Here is a 19,624-nt window from a genome sequence, read left to right as displayed (position 1 = left end):
AACGCTTAGTGACCGCGTCGTAGGTTGATGGTTGAAACATAGCGTCAGCCTCAGACATCGCGACCTTGAGAGTGGTAGGACTGTTGAAATATTAGGACCAGTTGCTGAGATCCTCTCGTAGCACGCGTTCCATGTCTTCGTGGTGCTGTTTGACGAGCGCATCATTCCAGGCCCCCGCAGCTCGAGTCATGGACGCCATGAGCGCGAGTTTGGGGCTTTGTGTCTCGATGGTTGTTTTGAACCCCTCCGCTTTAGCTCCGGGGAGCAAATTACTGAAACGAGAGTTGTTGCTCACGCTGACGAGCGCGAGGTTGCCAAGTGAATGGAGTAGCTCGTTTGAGACGGCTTCGCCTTCACCAGGTTGCTCCGAGGGATGCTGTGGGAAGAAATGTTCAATTGAGGTTCGAAATCCAAAGGTGAAGCTGCTGCTAAACCCCGGCACATGATTACCACGCAGCAGGAGAAAATCTAGGTATGTAAAGACGATGCGCGGAATACTAAACCCCACCGGAGGCACGTCTGCGAAGTAAGCATCGTGAACGCGCGATCGAGTGTGTGTGAGGAGGATCTCAAGGAGATCTCGCTCAGCTACGTTCGTGGGGTCTGGCTGCTGCAAAACAAAGTCCAGAACCAGCGTGATCCAATGCATGGTTCGAGGGGAAGTGTACGTGACGCGCAGCATGGACTGAAGCTGCAACAGACCGCCAGGGACGAACTGCCCGGGTCTTACAACGTGGGTCTGAATCTCAGAGGCTGTGTACTCAACGTCTGAATCCGAGTCTTCAGGATGTTCGCCTGGTGCAAAGGTGCCAACATATCCGATTGACTGCCGTTCAAGCCCACGCCGTGACTCACGGCTTGAACGCTTCACCACCCGGCGCAGGGACCACATACCTTCATCGGAAGAGCGTGCGAGATATTCACGCTTCAGGATAAACGCGTCGAACAAATTACGGGCTCGTAGGAGGAGGAAGATGAACTCGCGCACGTGTTCGGCGTCATGCTTGCTGAATTCTTCGTCAAACGAACGGATGAGATGGCTGTCGTCAAGCCCGCCGTCGGCCTCCGCGGCGTGGCCCTTGAATACCTTGAGTACATGCATGAGGAATGACGGGTACTCGATGGTCGAACGAAACTGTTCTGCGTCGGATTCTTCTTCGGCGATGTCGGCGGGCACCGCCTCGTAGTACTTGATTGCCTCGTCGAGTGACATCGTGGTTGCTCGGGGAAAGCCCGATTGACTGCTGCTGGAGTCGCACGGGTCTGCACTACTTGGCGGGGCCGCCGTCCAAGACTCCACGAGCTCGGCGAAGCTTTGGGGTTTCAGCCAGGCCCAGGTGCCAGCCGTGAACATCTTTGAACGCAGCGACGTGTTACCCATCGTGAGCGACTGTTGAACATACGAGTGCATCTCGGCGCACGCATCCCAGATCCATGCAAAGGCAGCAACCTCAACGGCTGATGCAGCGGGGTCGTGGTTTCCGTTGTGGAGCACACTCATGAGGCGGGCTTTGACAATGTCGACCTGTTGGAGCTGTTGACCGCGTGTATTCATGATCTCGAAGTATCGGTTGAGATCTGTGCCGAAAGGCAACTCAACGCGAACCACCGTGACCTGATCTAGAACGAAACGGGTAAAGGCATCCAAATTGAGATCTTTGTCCAGCTGCTTCAGCGTCTGGGAAATGATGCCAAATGCATTGACGATCCCCGCATCGAGCCGATCTTCCTCAGGGAGTTCGCCCGCTGAGGTCACATGTGAAATGAGGCGAAGCGTCTCGGCAGAGCGCGGCCTGGAGTCATACGTCAGATTTTCGATGGGGTTCGACGGTAACTGAAGACTGTTTTTACGCGCCCGTGAAAGGTACGACAACAGGAGCGTAAGCGTAGTGAGCCTTTGCTGCCCATCAATTACCGAGTACTCGGTGATCTTGCTGCCGGGGGACAACGGACGGGCTTGAACGACGAGGTTGCCCAGGAAGTAACTCTTGGGCGCTTGGTCACCGGTTTGTTCATGCATCGCAGCCTTGATATCAAGGATGAGCTGCTCGATCTGTGGTGTTTCCCACGCATAGTTTCGCTGATATGCGGGGACTGAGTACCGGGAATCTGGGCTGAATACGCCAGCGACCGAGAGCGCTTCGGATCGAAGATCTGTGGTGAGGGTCATGCGCTTCTCCTGAGTAGTTCTGCGAACAGCTCTGCCTCGAAGCCATCGCGGTACTGCCTGACTTCGGGTTCGAGTCGATTCACAATTCGACCGTCATGGGTCTCTCTCAACATCTTGAATGGCGTGGGCTGAGGCTGGCTTCCCTGAGCCGCGGCACCGGATGCGAGGAGGTCGATCGACTTGTGTTGGATGCGCAGTTGGCGAGTGCGAAGCTGGAACGCCCACACGAAGAGTGCATCTTGGGCGGCTGGAAGTTGCTGCTCGCCAAACCGGTTGACGTAAAACAGCTCGGCCGCGAGATACAGGTCTACGGACTTCTGGTAGCGATGCCGGCGTTGCCAAGATTCAAACGTGTTGTCTTTTGGGGAAGCCTTGTCTACGGCCACAGGGAACTCCCGTGCTGAGAGCCGTTGCAACTCCGACAACATGAATGCCGTCATTTCGAAGAATGCACGACCGGCAAGGATCGGAGCAGTGAGCTGGAAACGGCTGTGTTCCCGTTCTCGATCGTGCGTATCGGATGCCTGGGTGCGCTGAGGCGTGGCGTGGGAACCCGACCAACTATTCAGCAATGGGAGCGCCGACTGCGCGGCCAGGTGGTATCTCAGGCTGGGGGTCTGGGCATCCTCTTGCGTGAGGCCCTTAAACATGTGGATGTCCCGGTCCGTGAACGAAGTCGCTCGCTCACCATGGGACCAGCGGGCGATGCGATAGAGATAAAGCGAAAACAGGCGATTCAACGCGTCGTCTCCTGCTGATTCCCAACGCTCGATCACCGCATGAATCGTTGCTTCGCTTTCCCCTTCCATCGCCCGCAGATGATGCGCTTTGAGGAGATCGTGAGGGGCCAAAGGCTTTCCTCGATAGTTTTGAGAATCAAAGATTCGAAACGCCTCGTCCTCGCTATCCGTCACTACTCTGACGAGCTGGCACCGCTCACGTACGAACCATGTGAACCGGTCGCGGTTGGCATCGTCGTGATTTGAGCCAAACCTTTGACGAACAGCTCGAGATAGGGCGGCACGGGCGATGCGAATGGCGGGTTCCGCTGTGGCGAGGGCTGAGCCCGTGAAACTGGACGACTGGAAACCTTGAGGGGGCGTGGAAGTCTCGACAGTTTCGCCAGAGGGCGTAGGCGTCTCGAGGATCTTGAGCAACATGCGCAGTGTCAGGATGCGCTGCTGCCCATCGACGATGTCGTAGACCCGACCCTGCTCGGCCGTCGATGCTGTGGGGTCCTCAACGCGATCATGCAAGATAACCGTGCCGAGCACATACGGGGGTGTCTGAGTGTCAGCGCTGGTGCTGTCGGTAAGGAGTGAGGCCTCAAATGCGTCGCAGAGATCTTCAAACAATTGCAGCGCGGTACCGGGTTCCCATGAATAAGGCCGCTGGTAGCTCGGAATACGAAGGGGAAGAAGAAACAGCTTTCCCACTGATGTTGAGGCGACCTCTTTAATCGTCACGCGTTCTCCCTTGTACGTCGACGGCATTGCTCGACTCTCTGCAGATTCAGCCTAGTGCTGACCTGCGACAGAGCACGGAACGACGAACGCAGGCCCGATCCGGCGCTGCAATCACCGCCCACAGCAAAGTGGGCGAGCACCCAACAGGTGCCCGCCCACTCAGCAGCAGCGACAGAAACTACAAGAGCGTTTACTTGCCCGAGCGCTTCTTGTTCCAGATGTCGAAGGCGACCGCGAGCAGCAGCACGAGTCCCTTGATGGCCATCTGCCAGGCCGCGTCGACCGCAAGGATCGACAGGCCCATGTTGAGCACGCCCATCACGAGGCCACCGACGACCGCCCCGATGATGGTGCCCACGCCGCCCTGCACCGCAGCGCCGCCGATGAAGGCGGCCGCGATGGCGTCGAGCTCGTAGTTCTGGCCGGCCGCGGCAACCGCGCCGCCCGCACGGGCCGTGCTGACGATGCCGGCAACGGCAGAGAGCACACCCATGTTGACGAACAGCATGAAGTCGACACGGCGGGTGTTGACGCCGCTCATCTCAGCAGCGAAGCGGTTGCCGCCGATGGCGTAGATGTGGCGGCCAAACACCGAACGGTTCAGTACGAACGAGTAGGCCAGAATCAGGCCGCCGAGAATGACCAGAATGATCGGGGTGCCGTTGTAGCCGGCGAGCAGCCAGGCGAGTGCCATGACCGCGGCGGACGCGACGACAAACTTGCCCCAGTAGAGACCGGCGGCCTCGACGGGCAGGTTGAGCTTGCGGCTGTTGCGCATATTGCGCAGGCGATCAACGAAGTAGAACGCGCACGCCATCAGCCCGAGCATCAGGGTGAGAGTGTCGTGGTACGCGATGCCGCCGAAGATGCCGGGCAGCCAGCCCGCACCGATGGCCACGAAGGGCTCGGGGAGACCACTGATGGTGCCGCCGGTGAGCAGCACGAGGGTGAGGCCACGGAACAACAGCATGCCGGCGAGCGTCACGATGAACGCGGGAATGCCCACGTAGGCGATCCAGAAGCCTTGCCAGGCGCCCACCAGCGCACCGATGACGAGGGCGAGGATGACGGCGAGCCACCAAGGTAGCCCCCAGTTTTGCATCGCTATCGCGGCGACGGCGCCGACCATGGCGACGACCGAGCCGACCGACAGGTCAATGTGCCCGGCGATAATCACCATCACCATGCCGATGGCGAGAATCAGCACGTAGGCGTTCTGCTGAATCAGGTTGTTGACGTTGCCAGGCATGAGCAGGCGCCCGGCAGTGAGTACCTGGAACAGCAAAATAATGACGACCAGTGCCACCAAGATGCCGTACTGGCGCACGTTAAAGCTGACGCGAGGTTTGCGGGGCTTGGACCCCGCGGTCGTTTGCGAGCTCATCAGCTGCGATCCTTTCGTGAAGTCATGAGGGTCATCAAGGCTTCTTGGGTGGCTTCTGCGCGGGGGAGTTCACCTGTGACCTGGCCCTCGGCAATGGTGTAGATGCGATCTGAGAGGCCGAGCAGTTCGGGCAGCTCAGAAGAAATAACAACGATGGCTTTGCCCTGCTGGGCGAGCTCGTTGATGACAGTGTAGATCTCGTGCTTCGCGCCGACGTCGACGCCGCGGGTGGGCTCATCGAGAATGAGCACGTCGGGCCCGGTGTGCAGCCACTTCGACAGCACTACCTTCTGCTGGTTGCCGCCCGAGAGCTTGCCGGTGTGAGTTGCGACGCTTTGGGTTTTGATGCCCATGCGGGTGCGAAAACCCTCGGCGATCGAGTTCTCGCGGTATGGGTTGATGATGCCGCGCTTGGAGACGGCGCCGATACCCGCGATCGTGATGTTCGAGGTGATCGATTCGATGAGGTTGAGGCCGTAGCGCTTGCGGTCTTCAGTGACGTAGGCGATGCGGTGTGAAATGGCCTCGGGAATCGTGCGGGTGTGAATCTCGACCCCGTCTTTATAGACGTGACCTGAGAGGACGGTGCCGTAGCTGTGGCCGAAGATGCTCATTGCGAGCTCGGTGCGGCCCGCGCCCATGAGACCGGCGAACCCGACGATCTCGCCCGCGCGCACCGAGAAGCTGGCGTCGTCAACGACGAGGCGGTCGTGGTCTTGCGGGTGTCGTACCGTCCACCCCTCCACCCGCAGCATTTCTGCGCCGATGTTGGGAACGTGCGCGGGGAAGAGCTGCGAGAGCTCGCGGCCCACCATTGAACGAATGATGCGGGCCTCGCTTGCGCCCTCCTCGCTCATGGAGAAGGTCTCGATCGTCTTGCCGTCGCGAATGATGGTGACGGAGTCGGCGATCTCTTGGATCTCTTTGAGTTTGTGGGAAATGATGATGCAGGTGATGCCCTGCGTGCGTAGCTGGTCGATGAGCTGCAGCAGGTGTGCGCTGTCGTCGTCGTTGAGCGCCGCGGTGGGCTCGTCGAGGATGAGCAACTTTACGTCTTTGGCGAGCGCCTTAGCGATCTCGATGAGCTGCTGTTTGCCCACGCCCAACTGCTGCACGGGGGTCGCCGGGTTTTCAGACAGGCCCACGCGCTCGAGCAGCACCATGGCTTCGAGGTTGGTGCGGTTCCAATCGATGATGCCGCGCTTGGCGCGCTCGTTGCCCAAGAACAGGTTCTCGGCGATCGACAGGTAGGGGCTGAGCGCGAGCTCCTGATGAATGATGACGATGCCGTCGGCTTCGCTGTCGGTGATGTTGCGGTACTCGGCCGGGTGGCCATCAAAGCTGATGCTGCCCTGGTAACTGCCGTGCGGGTAGACGCCCGAGAGCACCTTCATCAGGGTGGATTTGCCTGCGCCGTTCTCGCCGCAGATCGCATGCACCTCGCCAGCCGTGACGCTCAGTGAGACGCCGTCGAGCGCGCGCACGCCGCCGGGAAATTCTTTGACGATGTCACGCATGTCAAGAATCGTAGGTTCGGGCATGAGACCTCCTGGGTATAGGCCGAACTACTGAAAAGTTAAGATCGAAAAACGTGCAGTGTGCCGGGCAGGAAGCTTCCTGCCCGGCACACGCGAGTGGGGGTTAGAGCCCGACGTCGCTGGCCTTGATGAAGCCCGAATCAATCAGCTTCGTCTGCACAACGTCTTCGGTGACCGTCTCAGGCGGCAGCAGGTAGGAGGGCACAACCTTCTTGCCGTTGTCGTATGTTTCGGTGTCGTTGACCTCGGGCTCTTCGCCTGCCACGATCGACTGCGTCATCTCGAATACGCGGTCGCCCAGGGTGCGGGTGTCCTTCCACACGGTCATTGACTGCTGGCCGTCGAGGATGGCCTTTACGTTTGCCTTATCGGCGTCCTGCCCCGTGAGTACGGGGTAGTCGGCGCCGGGCTTGTAGCCGGCCGACTTCAGCGACGCGATGATGCCGATGGCGAGGCTGTCGTTGGGGGAGAGCACGACGTCGACCTTCTCGTCGCCCGTGTAGAACGATGAGAGGCGGTTATCCATCTCGGCCTGTGCCTTGGCCGAATCCCAGCCCTGAATGCCGATCGAGGCCCAGTCATCGACTGTCGCAGGTGACTTGCCCGAGGGGACCACGAGGGTGCCGCTCTCGATGTAGGGCAGCAGCACATCCCAGGCGCCCGAGAAGAAGTACTTGGCGTTGTTGTCATCGGGGCTGCCGGCGAACGGTTCGAGGTTGAACGTCTCGCTGGTGCCCTCGAGGCCGAGGGTCTCGACGATGTACTCGCCCTGCAGCTGGCCCACCTGGTAGTTGTCGAACGTGGCGTAGTAGTCGACGTTCTCGCTGCCGTTGATGAGACGGTCGTACGCGATCACCGTGACGTCTTGCTTCTTGGCGTCGGCGAGCACGGGGGCGAGGGCTTCGCCGTCGATGGCCGCGATCACGAGAATCTTTGAGCCGCCGGCGATCTGGTTCTGAATCTGCGAGATCTGCTGATCGGTCTTGTTGTCTGCGTACTGCAGGTCGGTGGTGCAGTCGGCATCCTTGAGGGCGGCCTGCAACTGCTCGCCGTCATTGATCCAGCGCTCGAGGCTGCGCGTGGGCATCGAGATGCCGACGTTGCATTCGACGCCTGCGGCGTCGCCGCCCGCTGCGGCTTCACCCGAGGAAGCGGGGCTTGAGGTGCAGGCTGAAAGCCCGAGTGCGGCGGTGCCCACCAGGGCGAGAGCCGCGAGGGCGCGTTTGGTCTTCATGGGATGGGTGTTCCTCTCTGAACAACATCTGATCTGAACGCATTTCCGACTTCTGTGTCGGCTATTTGTCGTGCCTAACAACCTATTCGCGAGGGGTGGGCGTGTCAAGTCCAAAACCGCACGCATATGCCTGATCGTTTCCGACTTGTTACACATGCCGCGTGAGCTTGATTTCGGGCCCCAATACTGAGAACGTCGTAGGAGTACAGATCTCGGGCAACGGAGCGCGAGCCAGAACCTCATAACGGAAGCGTGCATGAACCAGCATCAACGCAGCAACGAGCAGGTGCGGCGCGGCAATCTCGTGCGAGTACTCAGTGCGCTGCACTACGACGGCCCGCAGTCGCGTGCTGAACTCACGCGGCTCACGGGCTTCTACCGGTCGACGATCGCGGCGCTCGTCGCCGAACTGATCGATGTGGGTCTCGCATCTGAAGCGCTGCCCGAAGAACGCCTCGGGGTGGGGCGCCCCAGCCCCATCGTGGCCATCAATACCCACATCGTGGGCATCGTCGTCTACCCCGACGTCGACGCGATTATCGTCGCCGTGATTGGCCTCGGCGGGGTGGTGCACAAACGCGTGCGCCGCAGCATGCAAGTGGGGCACACCCCCGAGCAGACCATCGACGTGATTGCCGAGGTTGTCACCGATCTCCACGCGGAGTTCCCCGGCCCCTACCGCTTTATCGGCTTAGGTGCCGCGGTGCCGGCGCTCGTCGAGGCCCCCACCCGCACCGTCACCCTCGCCCCCAACCTCGGCTGGTCTGAAGTGCCCTTTGGTGAGATGCTCGAGGCCCGCTTCGACACCCCGGTCGTGGTCGCCAACGACGCCCAGCTGGGGGCGATCGCCGAGCGCCAGTTTGGCCCGGGCCGCGGCGTCAACCACATGCTCTACCTCAACGGATCTGCCGGCGGCATCGGCGGCGGAGCCTACGTGCACGGCCACGCGGTGCGCGGCTACCGCGGCTACGGCGCCGAGTTTGGGCACATCGTCATCGACCCCGCGGGGCCACCGTGCTTCTGCGGCCAACGCGGCTGCCTCGAGCGCTTCGTGAACCGCGGCGAACTGCTCAAAACCATGGGCACACCCTCCCTCGATGCCGATGAGTTCGAGCGCGCACTCATCGACAATCAAGACGCAGATCTCGCCCGCGAAATCGACCGCCAAATCGACTGGCTCGGCGACGGCATTGCCACCCTCATTAGCTCATTCGCGCCGCAGCTCATCGTGCTCGGCGGGTTTCTCTCATCTCTGTTTGAAGCCAGGCCCGAGCGCCTGCGGCAGCGCATCGCCCAGCGATCGTTTCACCAGCTGGCCGCGCACGTCGAGCTGGTGCGCGGCGGCCTCGGCTCCCACGAAGTGCTCGTGGGTGCCGGCGAACGCATCTTCGAGACCGTGCTCACGAACCCGGCTGGGTTCGGCGAGAACCGGGCGCGGTAACGCGGCTGTCATGTACAGCGGGTAAACTACCTGAGTAGATGATCGCGTGCGGGTCTTACGCCCGAAGTGTGTACCCCTACACTTCGCACCGCAACAAGCAATGAACAGTTGCTGTTCAACCGGGGAGCCAGCGGCTTGATCCCGCTCCCTCGTACCAAGGAGATATCTGTGACTGGCCTTGAAATTTTTGACCGCTTCGAATCTGAGGTACGCGGATACGTTCGCTCGTTCCCGGTAGTGTTCGAGCAGGCGCAGGGCTCGACCCTGCACACCGAAGACGGCAAGGAATACCTCGACTTCTTCGCCGGTGCTGGCGTGCTCAACTACGGGCACAACAACCCGATCTTCACGCAGGCACTCATCGAGTACCTGCAAAGCGGCGGCATCATCCACGGCCTCGACATGGCCACCGTCGCTAAGCGCGACTTCATCGAAGCGTTCCAGCGCATTGTGCTTGCCCCGCGCGGTCTCGACTACAAGATCCAGTTCACCGGCCCCACCGGGGCCAACGCTGTAGAAGCCGCCCTCAAGGTCGCACGCCAGGCCACCGGCCGCTCCAACGTCATCGCCTTCACCAACGCCTTCCACGGGCTCAGCCTGGGCGCGCTCGCCGCAACCAGCAACAAGAAGTACCGTGCGGCCGGCGGTGTCTCGCTCGGCGACGTCACCCGTCTGCCCTACGACGGCTACCTCGGCGACAACGTCGACACTCTCGATCTGCTCGAGCGCCTGCTTGATGATCCCGGATCAGGGGTCGACCTGCCCGCCGCCGTGATCGTCGAAGCGATTCAGGGCGAGGGCGGCATCAACGTGGCAAGCATTGCTTGGTTGCGTCGCTTGCGCGAAATCACCGAGGCTCGCGGCATTCTGCTGATCCTCGACGAGATTCAGGCTGGCGTGGGTCGCAGTGGCGACTTCTTCAGCTTCGAAGCCGCTGGCATCGTGCCCGACCTCGTTACCGTCTCGAAGTCGATCTCGGCTTCGGGTCTGCCGATGGCCCTCGTGCTGCTGCGCGCAGAGGTCGATGTGTGGGAGCCCGGCGCACACACCGGCACCTTCCGCGGTAACAACCTCGCCTTCATTTCGGCACGCGCCGCCCTCGAAACCTACTGGGCTGACACCGCGTTCACCGACTCGATTGCCGAGCGTGAGGCGCAGCTGCGCGCCGCCCTCGAAGCGATTGCCGCGGAGTTCCCCGAAGCCGAGTTCACGGTGCGCGGCCGCGGCCTGATGTACGGCATCGCATCGACCAAGAACCCTGCCCTTGCGGGTGCGGTTTCGGCAGAGGCGTTCACGCGCGGGCTCGTCATCGAGACCTCGGGTGCCCACGACGAGGTGCTGAAGTTCTTGCCTGCCCTCACCATTACGGCTGACGAGCTCGACCGTGGTCTGCAGATCGTGCGCGAATCACTCACGGCGGTGCTCTCGGCGTAAGGCCCCGGGCTGGCCGCCATCTCGCGGCCGCCCCGAAACCACAACAACGTCGCTGTGTCGGCACCCATCAGGTGCCCACACAGCGACGTTTTTGTGTTGGTGCGGAGCTACTGCGCCCGCAATTCAATAGCTTCGGAGTGCAGACGGGTATGCGCGCCGCGCACCCGCGAGTTACTGGGCGCGTGCTGCGTACTGCTCGCGGATCACGGGCTGCGGGGCGGGGGCGAGCTCGCGCACGAGATCGAGCGGCCAGTCTTGCCATGCGCCGCGCAGCGCCGAGGCCGCCTGACGGGCTGCGCCGCGCGCCACGTACTCGCCTGGCTTCGGTACCCGCACGGGCAGCCCGAACACCTCGGCGGCGATCTCTTGAATCGCCGGGTTCATGGCGGCCCCGCCCACGAGCGTGATCGAGCGCGGGGTGAGCCCGGTGTCTTGCAGTGCGTTCAGCCCACTCGCGAGCCCACACAGCATGCCCTCGATGGCGGCGCGGGCGAGGTGCTCGCGCTTTGTTGACGCAAGCGTCATGCCAAACAGGGTGGCGGTGGCGTCGGGCAGGTTGGGGGTGCGTTCGCCCTCAAAATAAGGCTGCAGCACGAGCCCCTGAGCCCCCGGGGCAGAGGTGAGGGCAAGCCTACCCAGTTCGTCGTGATCGACGCCTAAGAGCTCGGCGACACTGTCGAGCACGCGAGCCGCATTCATGGTGGCGACGAGCGGCAAATAGTGCCCGGAGGCATCGGCGAACCCGGCCACGGTGCCAGAGGCGTCGGCGGTCGGTTCGGTCGCTACCCCAAACGCGGTGCCGCTCGTGCCGATCGAGATGGCGGCATCACCGGCCTTGAGCCCGAGCCCAAGTGCAGCGGCCGCGTTGTCGCCAGCACCGGCCGCAATCGGGATGCCGGCCGGAACGTTTGCGAGGCCTGATCCGGTGCCGCTGTCGTGCAGTTCGAGGGGGCCCAACACCCGCGGTACGATCGCGTCGTGCCCGAGGGCCGCCGCGAGTAGCTCGCGGTCGTAGGCGCCCGTGCGGGCGCTCCAGTACCCGGTGCCGCTCGCATCGGAGCGGTCGGTGGTGAGTGCCGCAAGATCGGGGCCGTTCGGGCTTTCGCTCGCAGGCCCGAAGCCCGCGAGCCGCCAGGTGAGCCAGTCGTGGGGGAGTGCGACCGCGGCTACGCGCGCGGCATGCTGCGGTTCGGTATCGCGCAACCAGCGCAGCTTGGTGATCGTGAACGAGGCCACCGGCACGAGCCCGGTGCGCTCGGCGAGGGCGGCCTCACCATATTCCTCGCGCAGCTGGGCGGCAGCGGGGGCAGAGCGGGTATCGTTCCAGAGCAGCGCATCCCTGATGACGCGGCCCGTGTCGTCGAGCACCACCATGCCGTGCTGCTGGCCCCCGATCGAGATCGCCGAGACATCATTGAACCCACCGGCTTCGGTGATTGCGACCTGGAGCGCCTCCCACCAGGCGGCCGGATCGACCTCGGTGCCGGGGGGATGCGGGGCGCGGCCCTGCCGCACCACCTCACCGGTACCGGCGTCGCAAATGACCACCTTGCAGCTTTGGGTAGAACTATCAATGCCGGCGACGAGCATGCCTGACTCCTTGGTGCGGGGGCGTACAACGGGAGCGGGGAGGGCCTGCGCCCTCCCCGCTCAGTGGTGATGTGGTGGTTAGCGAGCGCCCATGAGGTGCTCGAGGGCCAGCTGTTGCAGGCGTACGAAGCCGAAGCCGCGGCCGTCGAAGTAGGGCGCCGGGTTGAAATCCTCGTAGCTTGAGCGGTCTGCGAGCAGTTCGTTCAGCGTCTCACCCTCGTTGAGCGTGGGCTGGCGCAGCTCGGCCACCTTTGCGGCCTCGAGTGCCTCCTGAACCTCGGGGTCGGCACGGAAAGCCGCGGCACGCTCCTTGAGGAGCAGGTACATGCGCATGTTGGCGCTGACTGAATCCCAGACACCCTTCGAATCCTCGGTGCGTGAGGGCTTGTAGTCGAAGTGGCGGGGGCCGGTGTAGGTCTGGCCGCCGGTGGGGGAGCCGAACTCGAGCAGATCGACGAGCGAGAACGCGTTCTGCAGATCGCCGTGACCGAACACGAGATCTTGATCGAACTTGATGCTGCGCTGACCGTTGAGGTCGATGTGGAAGAGCTTGCCGGCATCGAGGGCCTGCGCAATGCCGTGCGTGAAGTTGAGGCCCGCCATCTGCTCGTGACCGGTCTCGGGGTTGATGCCGACGAGATCGGGGCGGTCGAGCGTCTCAATGAAGCCGAGGGCGTGGCCGAGCGTGGGCAGCAGAATGTCGCCGCGGGGCTCGTTGGGCTTGGGCTCAATCGCGAAGCGAATGTTGTAGCCCTTTTCGGTGACGTACTCGGTGAGCAGGTTGACCGATTCGCGGTAGCGGGCGAGCGCCGCCTGCACATCCTTGGCCGAGTCGTATTCGCTGCCCTCGCGGCCGCCCCACATCACGAACGTTTCGGCGCCTACTTCGGCGGCGAGATCGATGTTGCGCAGCACCTTGCGCAGGGCGAAGCGGCGCACCGAGCGGTCGTTGGACGTGAAGCCGCCATCCTTGAACACGGGGTGGCTGAAGAGGTTGGTGGTGATCATGGGGATCACGAGGCCAGTGTCGTCGAGCGCGGTTTTGAGGCGGTCGATCTCGCGGCGACGCTCGGCGTCGGTGCTCTCAAATGCGAACAGGTCGTCGTCGTGGAACGTCATGCCCCAGACGCCCATTTCGGCGAGCTTGTGCACCGATTCGACGGTGTCAACGGCCGAACGCGTCGGGCCACCGAACTGATCTTGGGCCTGCCACCCGAAGGTCCACAGGCCAAATGAAAAACGATCCTCGCGGGTGGGCTGAACCATAATCGCTCCTTTGCGATAACAAAACATGGATATGTAGTTGATGACAACATATAGCATTTTGGGCGGGGTGTCTATGGTCGCCGAAGCAATCTGGCGTAGGAATTCTGCCGGTTGTCGTTGCCCTGTGCTAGCGTGTGTTTCACGTTCAAGAGTCGTAACCGTAGGTACCTGGCCGGTTACGCGACAACCCGAATCCATCGATTCCCGGGTGTCCCAGGGGAAGAACGGGTAACGCGAATTCTCGCGCTACAAGATTCGATGGGGTGAATGCCCCGGAGAGGGGCGCTGCCCCATGTTTGATTCTCATACCCTCAACGAAATTCGCTCGGCCGGAGCCCGCACCGCCGCTGAAGCTCTCGGGTCGCGCAGCGCCGCATCGCACGCGCGTGCGCCGTGGTGGACCGGGCTGGGTTTGGGCACCGAATCAGGGTCGAACCTCACGGGAAGCGAACGCGTGAAACTGGCCCGGGTTGAAAACTTTCTGCGGTCGTGTGAACCGGCACAGTTCACTCGAGTGGCTGACGACGGCAGCGTCGAACAGTTGACCTATGCAGAAGTGGCCGCACACGTGGCCGCGATCAAGGGCGCGCACGACAACGAGAAATCTCGGGCCGCAGCAGAACGCTTAGCGCTCGGGTGGAGAAAGATCGAGGCGGCTTACGCGGCGGACACCGCAGAGCAATTAGTCACGGAGGGGCGCTGGCGAGGGTTTTCGTATGCTGAAGCCACGGCCTGGTGCTGGAACCTCTTCCAATTTGAACCGCACGGCTTCGTGCACCCGGGCTCGCAGGTGAGGGGCGAGGCTCTGCAGCGGCTGAAGCGAGGCGAACTGCCTGAAGTGTTCAGTTATCCCGAGCGGGCACGCGAGCTGGCCGACGCGGGGCTCGACCCGCGCTCCTATCGCACGCACCAAGAAGCACTGGGCAAGCCCACCTACGATCCGAGTGATGTGCGTCGCAGCTAGTGGTGAGGCGGCGCGATCTGGAGCTGATTCGGATCGCGCCGCCGAGTCCCTCGCGCTAGTTGCTCGTGACTGCTGCACAGCGGAGCCTCGTGAATGGCATGGTGCAGGGAGCCAGGGGAGGCGTTATCGGAATATTCGAATACAACGGGCGTATCGCTAAATTCCGATAATCGATACATAGGTGCTCTGTCTGATTGCCGCTCTGACACAGTGATCGCATGAAATGTAATCAGCGGTGCGTCAATTTGCTCAACTATATGATGCCCAAAGCCATGTTGACATGCTGTTATCTAGCCCTTGATAAGCGATGCGACCCAGCTCTTGTCAACGTCAGCAATATGAGCTGGTTGCCATTGAGGATTGCGATCCTTGTCGATGATCTGGGCCCGTACACCCTCGCCCATATCAAAAGTTCGGAGTAACGCTGCCCCAATACGAAGCTCTAGATCGAACGCTGATGCGAGATTGTTGAGCTCTCTTGCCTTTCGAAGCGCAGCAAGCGTGATCACAACAGAAGTGGGGGAAACCTGTCGGATGATGGTTGCAGCCTCATGAGCTTCCGGCTCCGAACGAGCGTCGAGCCTAGCCAATACTTCGCCAATATCGTTCGCCGAGTATGCATCATCGATCCATTTTTGCTGTTTTAGTAGATTGGAATCGGGCGCAGGGGAAGCTAGCTGCTTGATTTCTTCGGTGAATGAGTCCTCTCCGAAGATAATGCGATGTTTTAAATCAGCCAGAAGGTCTTCCGAAACGAAGTAATCGGCAAAACCGCATGCAATCGCATCACCGGCGGTCATGTCCCCGGCTGTAAGCCCAAGATGAGTGCCAAGTTCACCAGGCGCATTCGCGAGAATGTGAGTGCCTCCCACGTCTGGGATGAATCCAATCCGTACCTCGGGGAGTGCGAGCCGTGATCGTTCACTCACTATGCGGTGCGATGCATGTGCGGAGAGGCCAATCCCTCCTCCCATAGTGATCCCCTCCATGAATGCAATGTATGGTTTCGGGTATTTGGAGATGAACAGATCCAGCCGGTATTCCTGCTCCCAAAACCTTTGCAGACCGTCGTAGTCCCCAGAGACCGACATGTTGATGTCGCCGCCAGCGCAAAGGCCGCGTTCTCCTGCGCCGTCAAGGAGCACCCCCTCGATATCGGGATCATCGATTGCGGCAACGAGAGCATCCTCGATCGCGATACTCATTGCAGGGGTGAGCGCGTTAATGACGCGTGGTCGGTTCAACGTTATATGCAGCACACGGCCGCTCTTGCGAATCAATACGTCTTGTATGGACATGCTTATACTCCAATGGTGAAAGGCTCGTGAAGCTGAATCGATAAAATGCTTTACGCTGATCAGGGCTTACTCAGGGACCAGCGGCGTGAACCTTGGTGCTGGCGAGGCAGACCATCCTCCGGGAACGGGAAAGAGTGTGTTTCGAGACCGTAGATGGTGTCCAGCGGGTGCCTCTGCAATGCTGAGTACTGCGGTCACGCAGGCGTCACTTTGTTCAAAGCGTTGAGCCCAGTCGTCGCGGCTTCGGGTGGCAAAGACCTCTGTGAACAGTTTCTTGAGGGCTGGCCAGTTCTGCGGATCTGAGCGGTGGGGGAGCGACGATATATCTAGTTCGAGCCCTGCAACAAGCTCGTGATAGAACTGGGGTTCTATCGCGCCCACCGCTATGAATTTTTCATCGGCGCAGCGATAGACGTCATACCAGGGACGACCGGTGTCGAACAAATTATCTCCGGGCTCATCGGACCACTCTTGATCCGCACGGAGACTATGCACACTCTGCAAGAGTGAAGAAACCCCATCCACGATGGAAGCATCGATAACGGAGCCATATCCTGTGCGGTCTCGGTTGATCAGAGCAGCCAATATTCCCACGATGAGAAACATCGAACCACCACCAATATCTCCGACAAGATTAAGCGGTGGTACAGGGCGGTCGCCGGTACGACGAGTGCTCCAAAGTGCTCCGGTCAGAGCTAAGTAGTTGATGTCGTGCCCTGCTCGTTGCGACATCGGTCCGGCCTGTCCCCAGCCTGTCATCCGTGCGTACACGAGTTTAGGGGCGACCTCAGCAAACTCGTTAGGCCCCAACCCCAGACGTTCCATGGTCCCTGGACGCATACCTTCGAGGACGACATCTGACTGCGTGATGAAGTTTCGTGCAGTACGAAGATCCTCAGGTGCTTTGAGATCTAGCGAATGAGTAGTGCGATTGCGAAGAATGGGGCTCGTTTGATAACTGGTACCTGGGCGAACTATTCGAATGACATCAGCGCCGAGGTCAGAGAGCATCATGCCGGTGTGTTCGAGCGGTCCCAGCCCTGCAAATTCAACAATCCGAATGCCCTTGAGCGCTTTCAACGGGCAGCTCCTCTTACCCGTTTCATTGTTGCATCTACGACAGATACCACGTTATTACCATCGGTCACGATCGTTTCATAGTGAGCGATTCCCGACCCGGCGGGCCACCGGAGTCGGCAGGACGCCCATAGCCGGTCTCCAGGGCGTGCCGAAGCAAGATAATGTACCTGAGACGCGGTGGTTACCCAAACGGAATCTCCAGTACCAATGTTTGCGGCAATTCCTGAAGCAGAATCGGCTAATAGGAAGATGATGCCGCCATGACATATTCCGGCACTGTTGGTGTGCGAGCTAGTGACCTGGAGTGCCAGTACTAATTCATCAGGAGACGCATGTTCGACCATGATGCCGGCATTCCTCGTCGCAGGATCGATTGCCAGAATGCTCTGCACAGAGGCGATTGAAATGGACATGATTACCGGCCCAGGAATTTCGGCTTACGATTGTTTGCAAAGGCTTGTAAACCCTCGCTCATGTCATAGCTAGTGGAGTATGTTCGGTTGGCTTCAAGCTCTCGTGCAAGCGAAGTGGCCGGATCTGTGTCAGCTGCAGACTCGAGCATGAGGCTTTTGATGGTGGAAAGGCCCAAAGGGCTTTTGTCTGCAATGGATGTAGCCAACTCAGCAACACGAGAGGCTAGCCCGTCCAGAGGGACGACCTCTGCAAATAATCCGTAGCGTTGCCATTCACTCGCTGTGAGTCGTATCCCTGTGAATACGACATACTTGGCGATTGAAACAGGTACCCGGCGGGCGAGTAAAGTAGCTCCGCCTCCACCCGGAATCACACCTATGTTTGTGTGACCGTCACCTACCCGCGCAGTTTCCGCTGCTATGGCAAAATCAGCGGCAAGGATGAGTTCGGTGCCTCCGCCCATGGCGGTGCCATTAACCTGTGCAATTACTGGCTTGGGAAATTCTGCCAGGCGTACGAGGAAATCCTGTAAGTGTGCAAGCGCTGGGAGAGAATCTCCGGGTTCTTTGCCGAATCCGCTGACATCCATGCCTGCGCAAAAGGCTCGTCCAGCTGCGGCAATGACTACGACTCTGACGTCATTTTTGAGTGCTTGATCCAACGCGGTGCTGAACGTATCGATCATGCCGATAGTCAACGCGTTGAGCGCATCGGGTCGATTCAGGGTGACCGTCATTATGCTGTCTTGCTCATGTACGAGCAGCTCATCCTGGGGCATTTATGACACCATCCTTTCGTTAGCTGACCAAAATTCTTGTCTCAGTTCCCGTTTGAGTATTTTTCCCACGGCGCTTCTGGGAAGAGAATCGCGGACTATGAAAGTCTTCGGAGTTTTGACTGGCCCTAAAGCCTCTCTGCAGAATGCGCGCAGCTCATCGATGACGATATTGTTGCCGGGAATTGGTTCAATAAGAGCGGTAACGCTTTCGCCCCACTTGGGGTCGGGGATACCGAGTACAGCGCATTCGGCGATGCCAGGAAAGGCGAGTATCCGTCGCTCGACTTCAGCTGAATACACGTTAAAACCACCGGTAATAATGACATCTTTCTTGCGATCGACAATATGGACGAAGCCACTCTCATCGATATAAGCAATGTCGCCAGTGAGAAAGTACTGTCCGTGGCGAGCTGCCGCGGTAGCTTCTTCATCCTTGTAATATCCAGGCGTCACTCCTTCTCCGCGCACGGCAATCTCGCCGGTTGATCCCGTCGGAACGGAGTTCCCACTCTCATCGAGGATCACAAGTTGCGTACCTGGAACGATGCGCCCCGCAGACGACAAGCGATCGGGAGGTGCAATATCACCGTTGATGAAGTGGTCCTGCGGTGATAACCACGTGTTTGGTACTCCTGTTTCAGTTTGGCCGTACAACTGAGCAAGTACTGGACCGAACGCCTTGATAGCCCTAGCGAGTCGTACTGGAGACATCGGAGAAGCCCCATAAACGAGGTACTGAAGGCTCCCATAGTCATGGGCGTTAAGTTCGGGTTCGTCTAGCATCCCGTAAATAACAGTTGGAGGGAGGAACGTGTGCGTTACTCGGTACTCCTCAATGAGTTTGAGTAAGTCGGCCGGGGTAGCGCCATGAGGGATGACCGCTGTTCCTGCTTGGCGCATGATGAGCTGCATAAATTGGCCGGCAGCATGGCTAAGGGGCGCCGTCGCCAAATAGACAGGGTGCGGGGCGCCAGCCGAAGCATGGAACGGAGCAACAGTCATGAAACTAGAGACAATGGACCGAGCATTGCGGTTTGAGAATTGCACAGCCTTAGGAACCCCGGTGGTTCCACCTGTAGCTTGGATCGCGTACACGGTGTCTAAATTGTCGGGTGCCGGTTGGAAAGCAGAATCGGGCTGTGTCCCCATCCAGTCCGTGACGGTTTGTTTGGTTAAGAGAACGATATTCGCTTCGTTTCCCGGTAACGAAGCGAATGACTCAGCAACGGCTGAAGCGCTCCCCTCATAGAAGAGGAGGTCGCACTCGAAACGAGTCAAGACATCAACCATCTCGTCGACGCCAGAGCGCGCGTTCACAGGCAACCAGATGGCATCGGAACGTAATACCCCAAGCACACACTGATACATCAGCGTGCTGTTGTGTGACAGCACTGCAATTTTTGATTCTTTACCAAGACCGTGCGTGCGAATGGCATGAGCGAATCGATGGGTGAACTTCGACACCTCATCGTACGTTAGCGTTTCACCTGATTCCGCGTCGAGAAGAAATGTGCGGTTGGGTGCTGTCGCGAATCCGGCGTCAAAATTATCAATGGTTCTCATCATT

Annotated in this window: 15 protein-coding genes and 1 riboswitch; of the genes, 3 read left to right on the top strand and 12 right to left on the bottom strand. The window is 60.0% G+C overall.

The features are described from left to right. Positions 1-91: 91 nt before the first annotated feature. From JOF28_RS05410 to chvE, 5 genes are all read right to left on the bottom strand, one after another. A complete protein-coding gene (locus JOF28_RS05410) occupies positions 92-2,170 on the bottom strand; it encodes a DUF262 domain-containing protein (protein ID WP_209704846.1) in 2,079 nt (692 codons plus the stop codon). Next, entirely contained in the window at positions 2,167-3,636 is a 1,470-nt protein-coding gene (locus JOF28_RS05405; protein ID WP_209704845.1) for a DUF262 domain-containing protein, read from the bottom strand. Before JOF28_RS05405 ends, JOF28_RS05410 begins: the two co-directional genes overlap by 4 nt. A 190-nt stretch (positions 3,637-3,826) precedes the next feature. Next, positions 3,827-5,020, bottom strand: a complete 1,194-nt coding sequence (mmsB, locus tag JOF28_RS05400) for a multiple monosaccharide ABC transporter permease (RefSeq protein WP_209704844.1) — start codon at positions 5,018-5,020, stop codon at positions 3,827-3,829. Further along, positions 5,020-6,561: a multiple monosaccharide ABC transporter ATP-binding protein gene (mmsA, locus tag JOF28_RS05395; protein ID WP_209704843.1), complete on the bottom strand. Its 1,542-nt coding sequence runs from the start codon at positions 6,559-6,561 to the stop codon at positions 5,020-5,022. Before mmsA ends, mmsB begins: the two co-directional genes overlap by 1 nt. 100 nt (positions 6,562-6,661) lie before the next feature. Beyond that, a complete protein-coding gene (gene chvE, locus JOF28_RS05390; protein WP_209704842.1) occupies positions 6,662-7,792 on the bottom strand; it encodes a multiple monosaccharide ABC transporter substrate-binding protein in 1,131 nt (376 codons plus the stop codon). Between the two features lie 256 nt (positions 7,793-8,048). On the opposite strand from chvE, the gene JOF28_RS05385 reads away from it, so the two are divergent. Both JOF28_RS05385 and ectB read left to right on the top strand, forming a co-directional pair. After that, positions 8,049-9,233 carry an ROK family protein gene (locus JOF28_RS05385; protein WP_209704841.1) on the top strand — a complete coding sequence of 395 codons (1,185 nt, stop codon included), beginning with the start codon at positions 8,049-8,051 and terminating at the stop codon, positions 9,231-9,233. A gap of 168 nt (positions 9,234-9,401) precedes the next feature. Further along, positions 9,402-10,667: a diaminobutyrate--2-oxoglutarate transaminase gene (gene ectB / locus JOF28_RS05380; protein ID WP_209704840.1), complete on the top strand. Its 1,266-nt coding sequence runs from the start codon at positions 9,402-9,404 to the stop codon at positions 10,665-10,667. Positions 10,668-10,838: 171 nt separating this feature from the next. Here ectB and xylB read toward each other — a convergent pair whose 3' ends face one another. Together xylB and xylA are read right to left on the bottom strand one after the other, a co-directional pair. Beyond that, on the bottom strand, positions 10,839-12,257 hold the full coding sequence (xylB, locus tag JOF28_RS05375) for a xylulokinase (protein WP_209704839.1): 1,419 nt from the start codon (positions 12,255-12,257) through the stop codon (positions 10,839-10,841). 78 nt (positions 12,258-12,335) lie between these two features. Beyond that, positions 12,336-13,523 (bottom strand): xylose isomerase, encoded by a 1,188-nt coding sequence (xylA, locus tag JOF28_RS05370; RefSeq protein WP_209704838.1) that lies wholly within the window; start codon positions 13,521-13,523, stop codon positions 12,336-12,338. A 143-nt stretch (positions 13,524-13,666) separates the two neighbouring features. Then, positions 13,667-13,784, top strand: a riboswitch (SAM riboswitch). 31 nt (positions 13,785-13,815) lie between these two features. Between xylA and JOF28_RS05365 the strand changes: the two genes are divergently transcribed. Then, complete coding sequence (locus JOF28_RS05365) at positions 13,816-14,487, top strand: hypothetical protein (RefSeq protein WP_209704837.1); 672 nt, start codon at positions 13,816-13,818, stop codon at positions 14,485-14,487. A gap of 290 nt (positions 14,488-14,777) precedes the next feature. Here the strand turns inward: JOF28_RS05365 and JOF28_RS05360 are convergent, their stop codons facing one another. The 5 genes from JOF28_RS05360 to JOF28_RS05340 all read right to left on the bottom strand — a co-directional run bounded on the left by JOF28_RS05360 (position 14,778) and on the right by JOF28_RS05340 (position 19,623). Then, on the bottom strand, positions 14,778-15,785 hold the full coding sequence (locus JOF28_RS05360; RefSeq protein ID WP_209704836.1) for an enoyl-CoA hydratase/isomerase family protein: 1,008 nt from the start codon (positions 15,783-15,785) through the stop codon (positions 14,778-14,780). A 66-nt stretch (positions 15,786-15,851) separates the two neighbouring features. Next, positions 15,852-16,865 (bottom strand): CaiB/BaiF CoA transferase family protein, encoded by a 1,014-nt coding sequence (locus JOF28_RS05355; RefSeq protein WP_209704835.1) that lies wholly within the window; start codon positions 16,863-16,865, stop codon positions 15,852-15,854. After that, complete coding sequence (locus JOF28_RS14910) at positions 16,862-17,278, bottom strand: PaaI family thioesterase (protein WP_209704834.1); 417 nt, start codon at positions 17,276-17,278, stop codon at positions 16,862-16,864. Before JOF28_RS14910 ends, JOF28_RS05355 begins: the two co-directional genes overlap by 4 nt. Before the next feature lie 2 nt (positions 17,279-17,280). Further along, entirely contained in the window at positions 17,281-18,057 is a 777-nt protein-coding gene (locus JOF28_RS05345; protein ID WP_209704833.1) for an enoyl-CoA hydratase/isomerase family protein, read from the bottom strand. Further along, a complete protein-coding gene (locus tag JOF28_RS05340) occupies positions 18,058-19,623 on the bottom strand; it encodes a class I adenylate-forming enzyme family protein (protein ID WP_209704832.1) in 1,566 nt (521 codons plus the stop codon). Position 19,624 lies beyond the last annotated feature (1 nt).

This window comes from Leucobacter exalbidus (assembly GCF_017834145.1).
GTDB lineage: Bacteria > Actinomycetota > Actinomycetes > Actinomycetales > Microbacteriaceae > Leucobacter > Leucobacter exalbidus.
The sequence above is the reverse complement of the archived record's forward strand: the minus strand, read 5'-3'. Positions and strand labels throughout refer to the sequence as shown.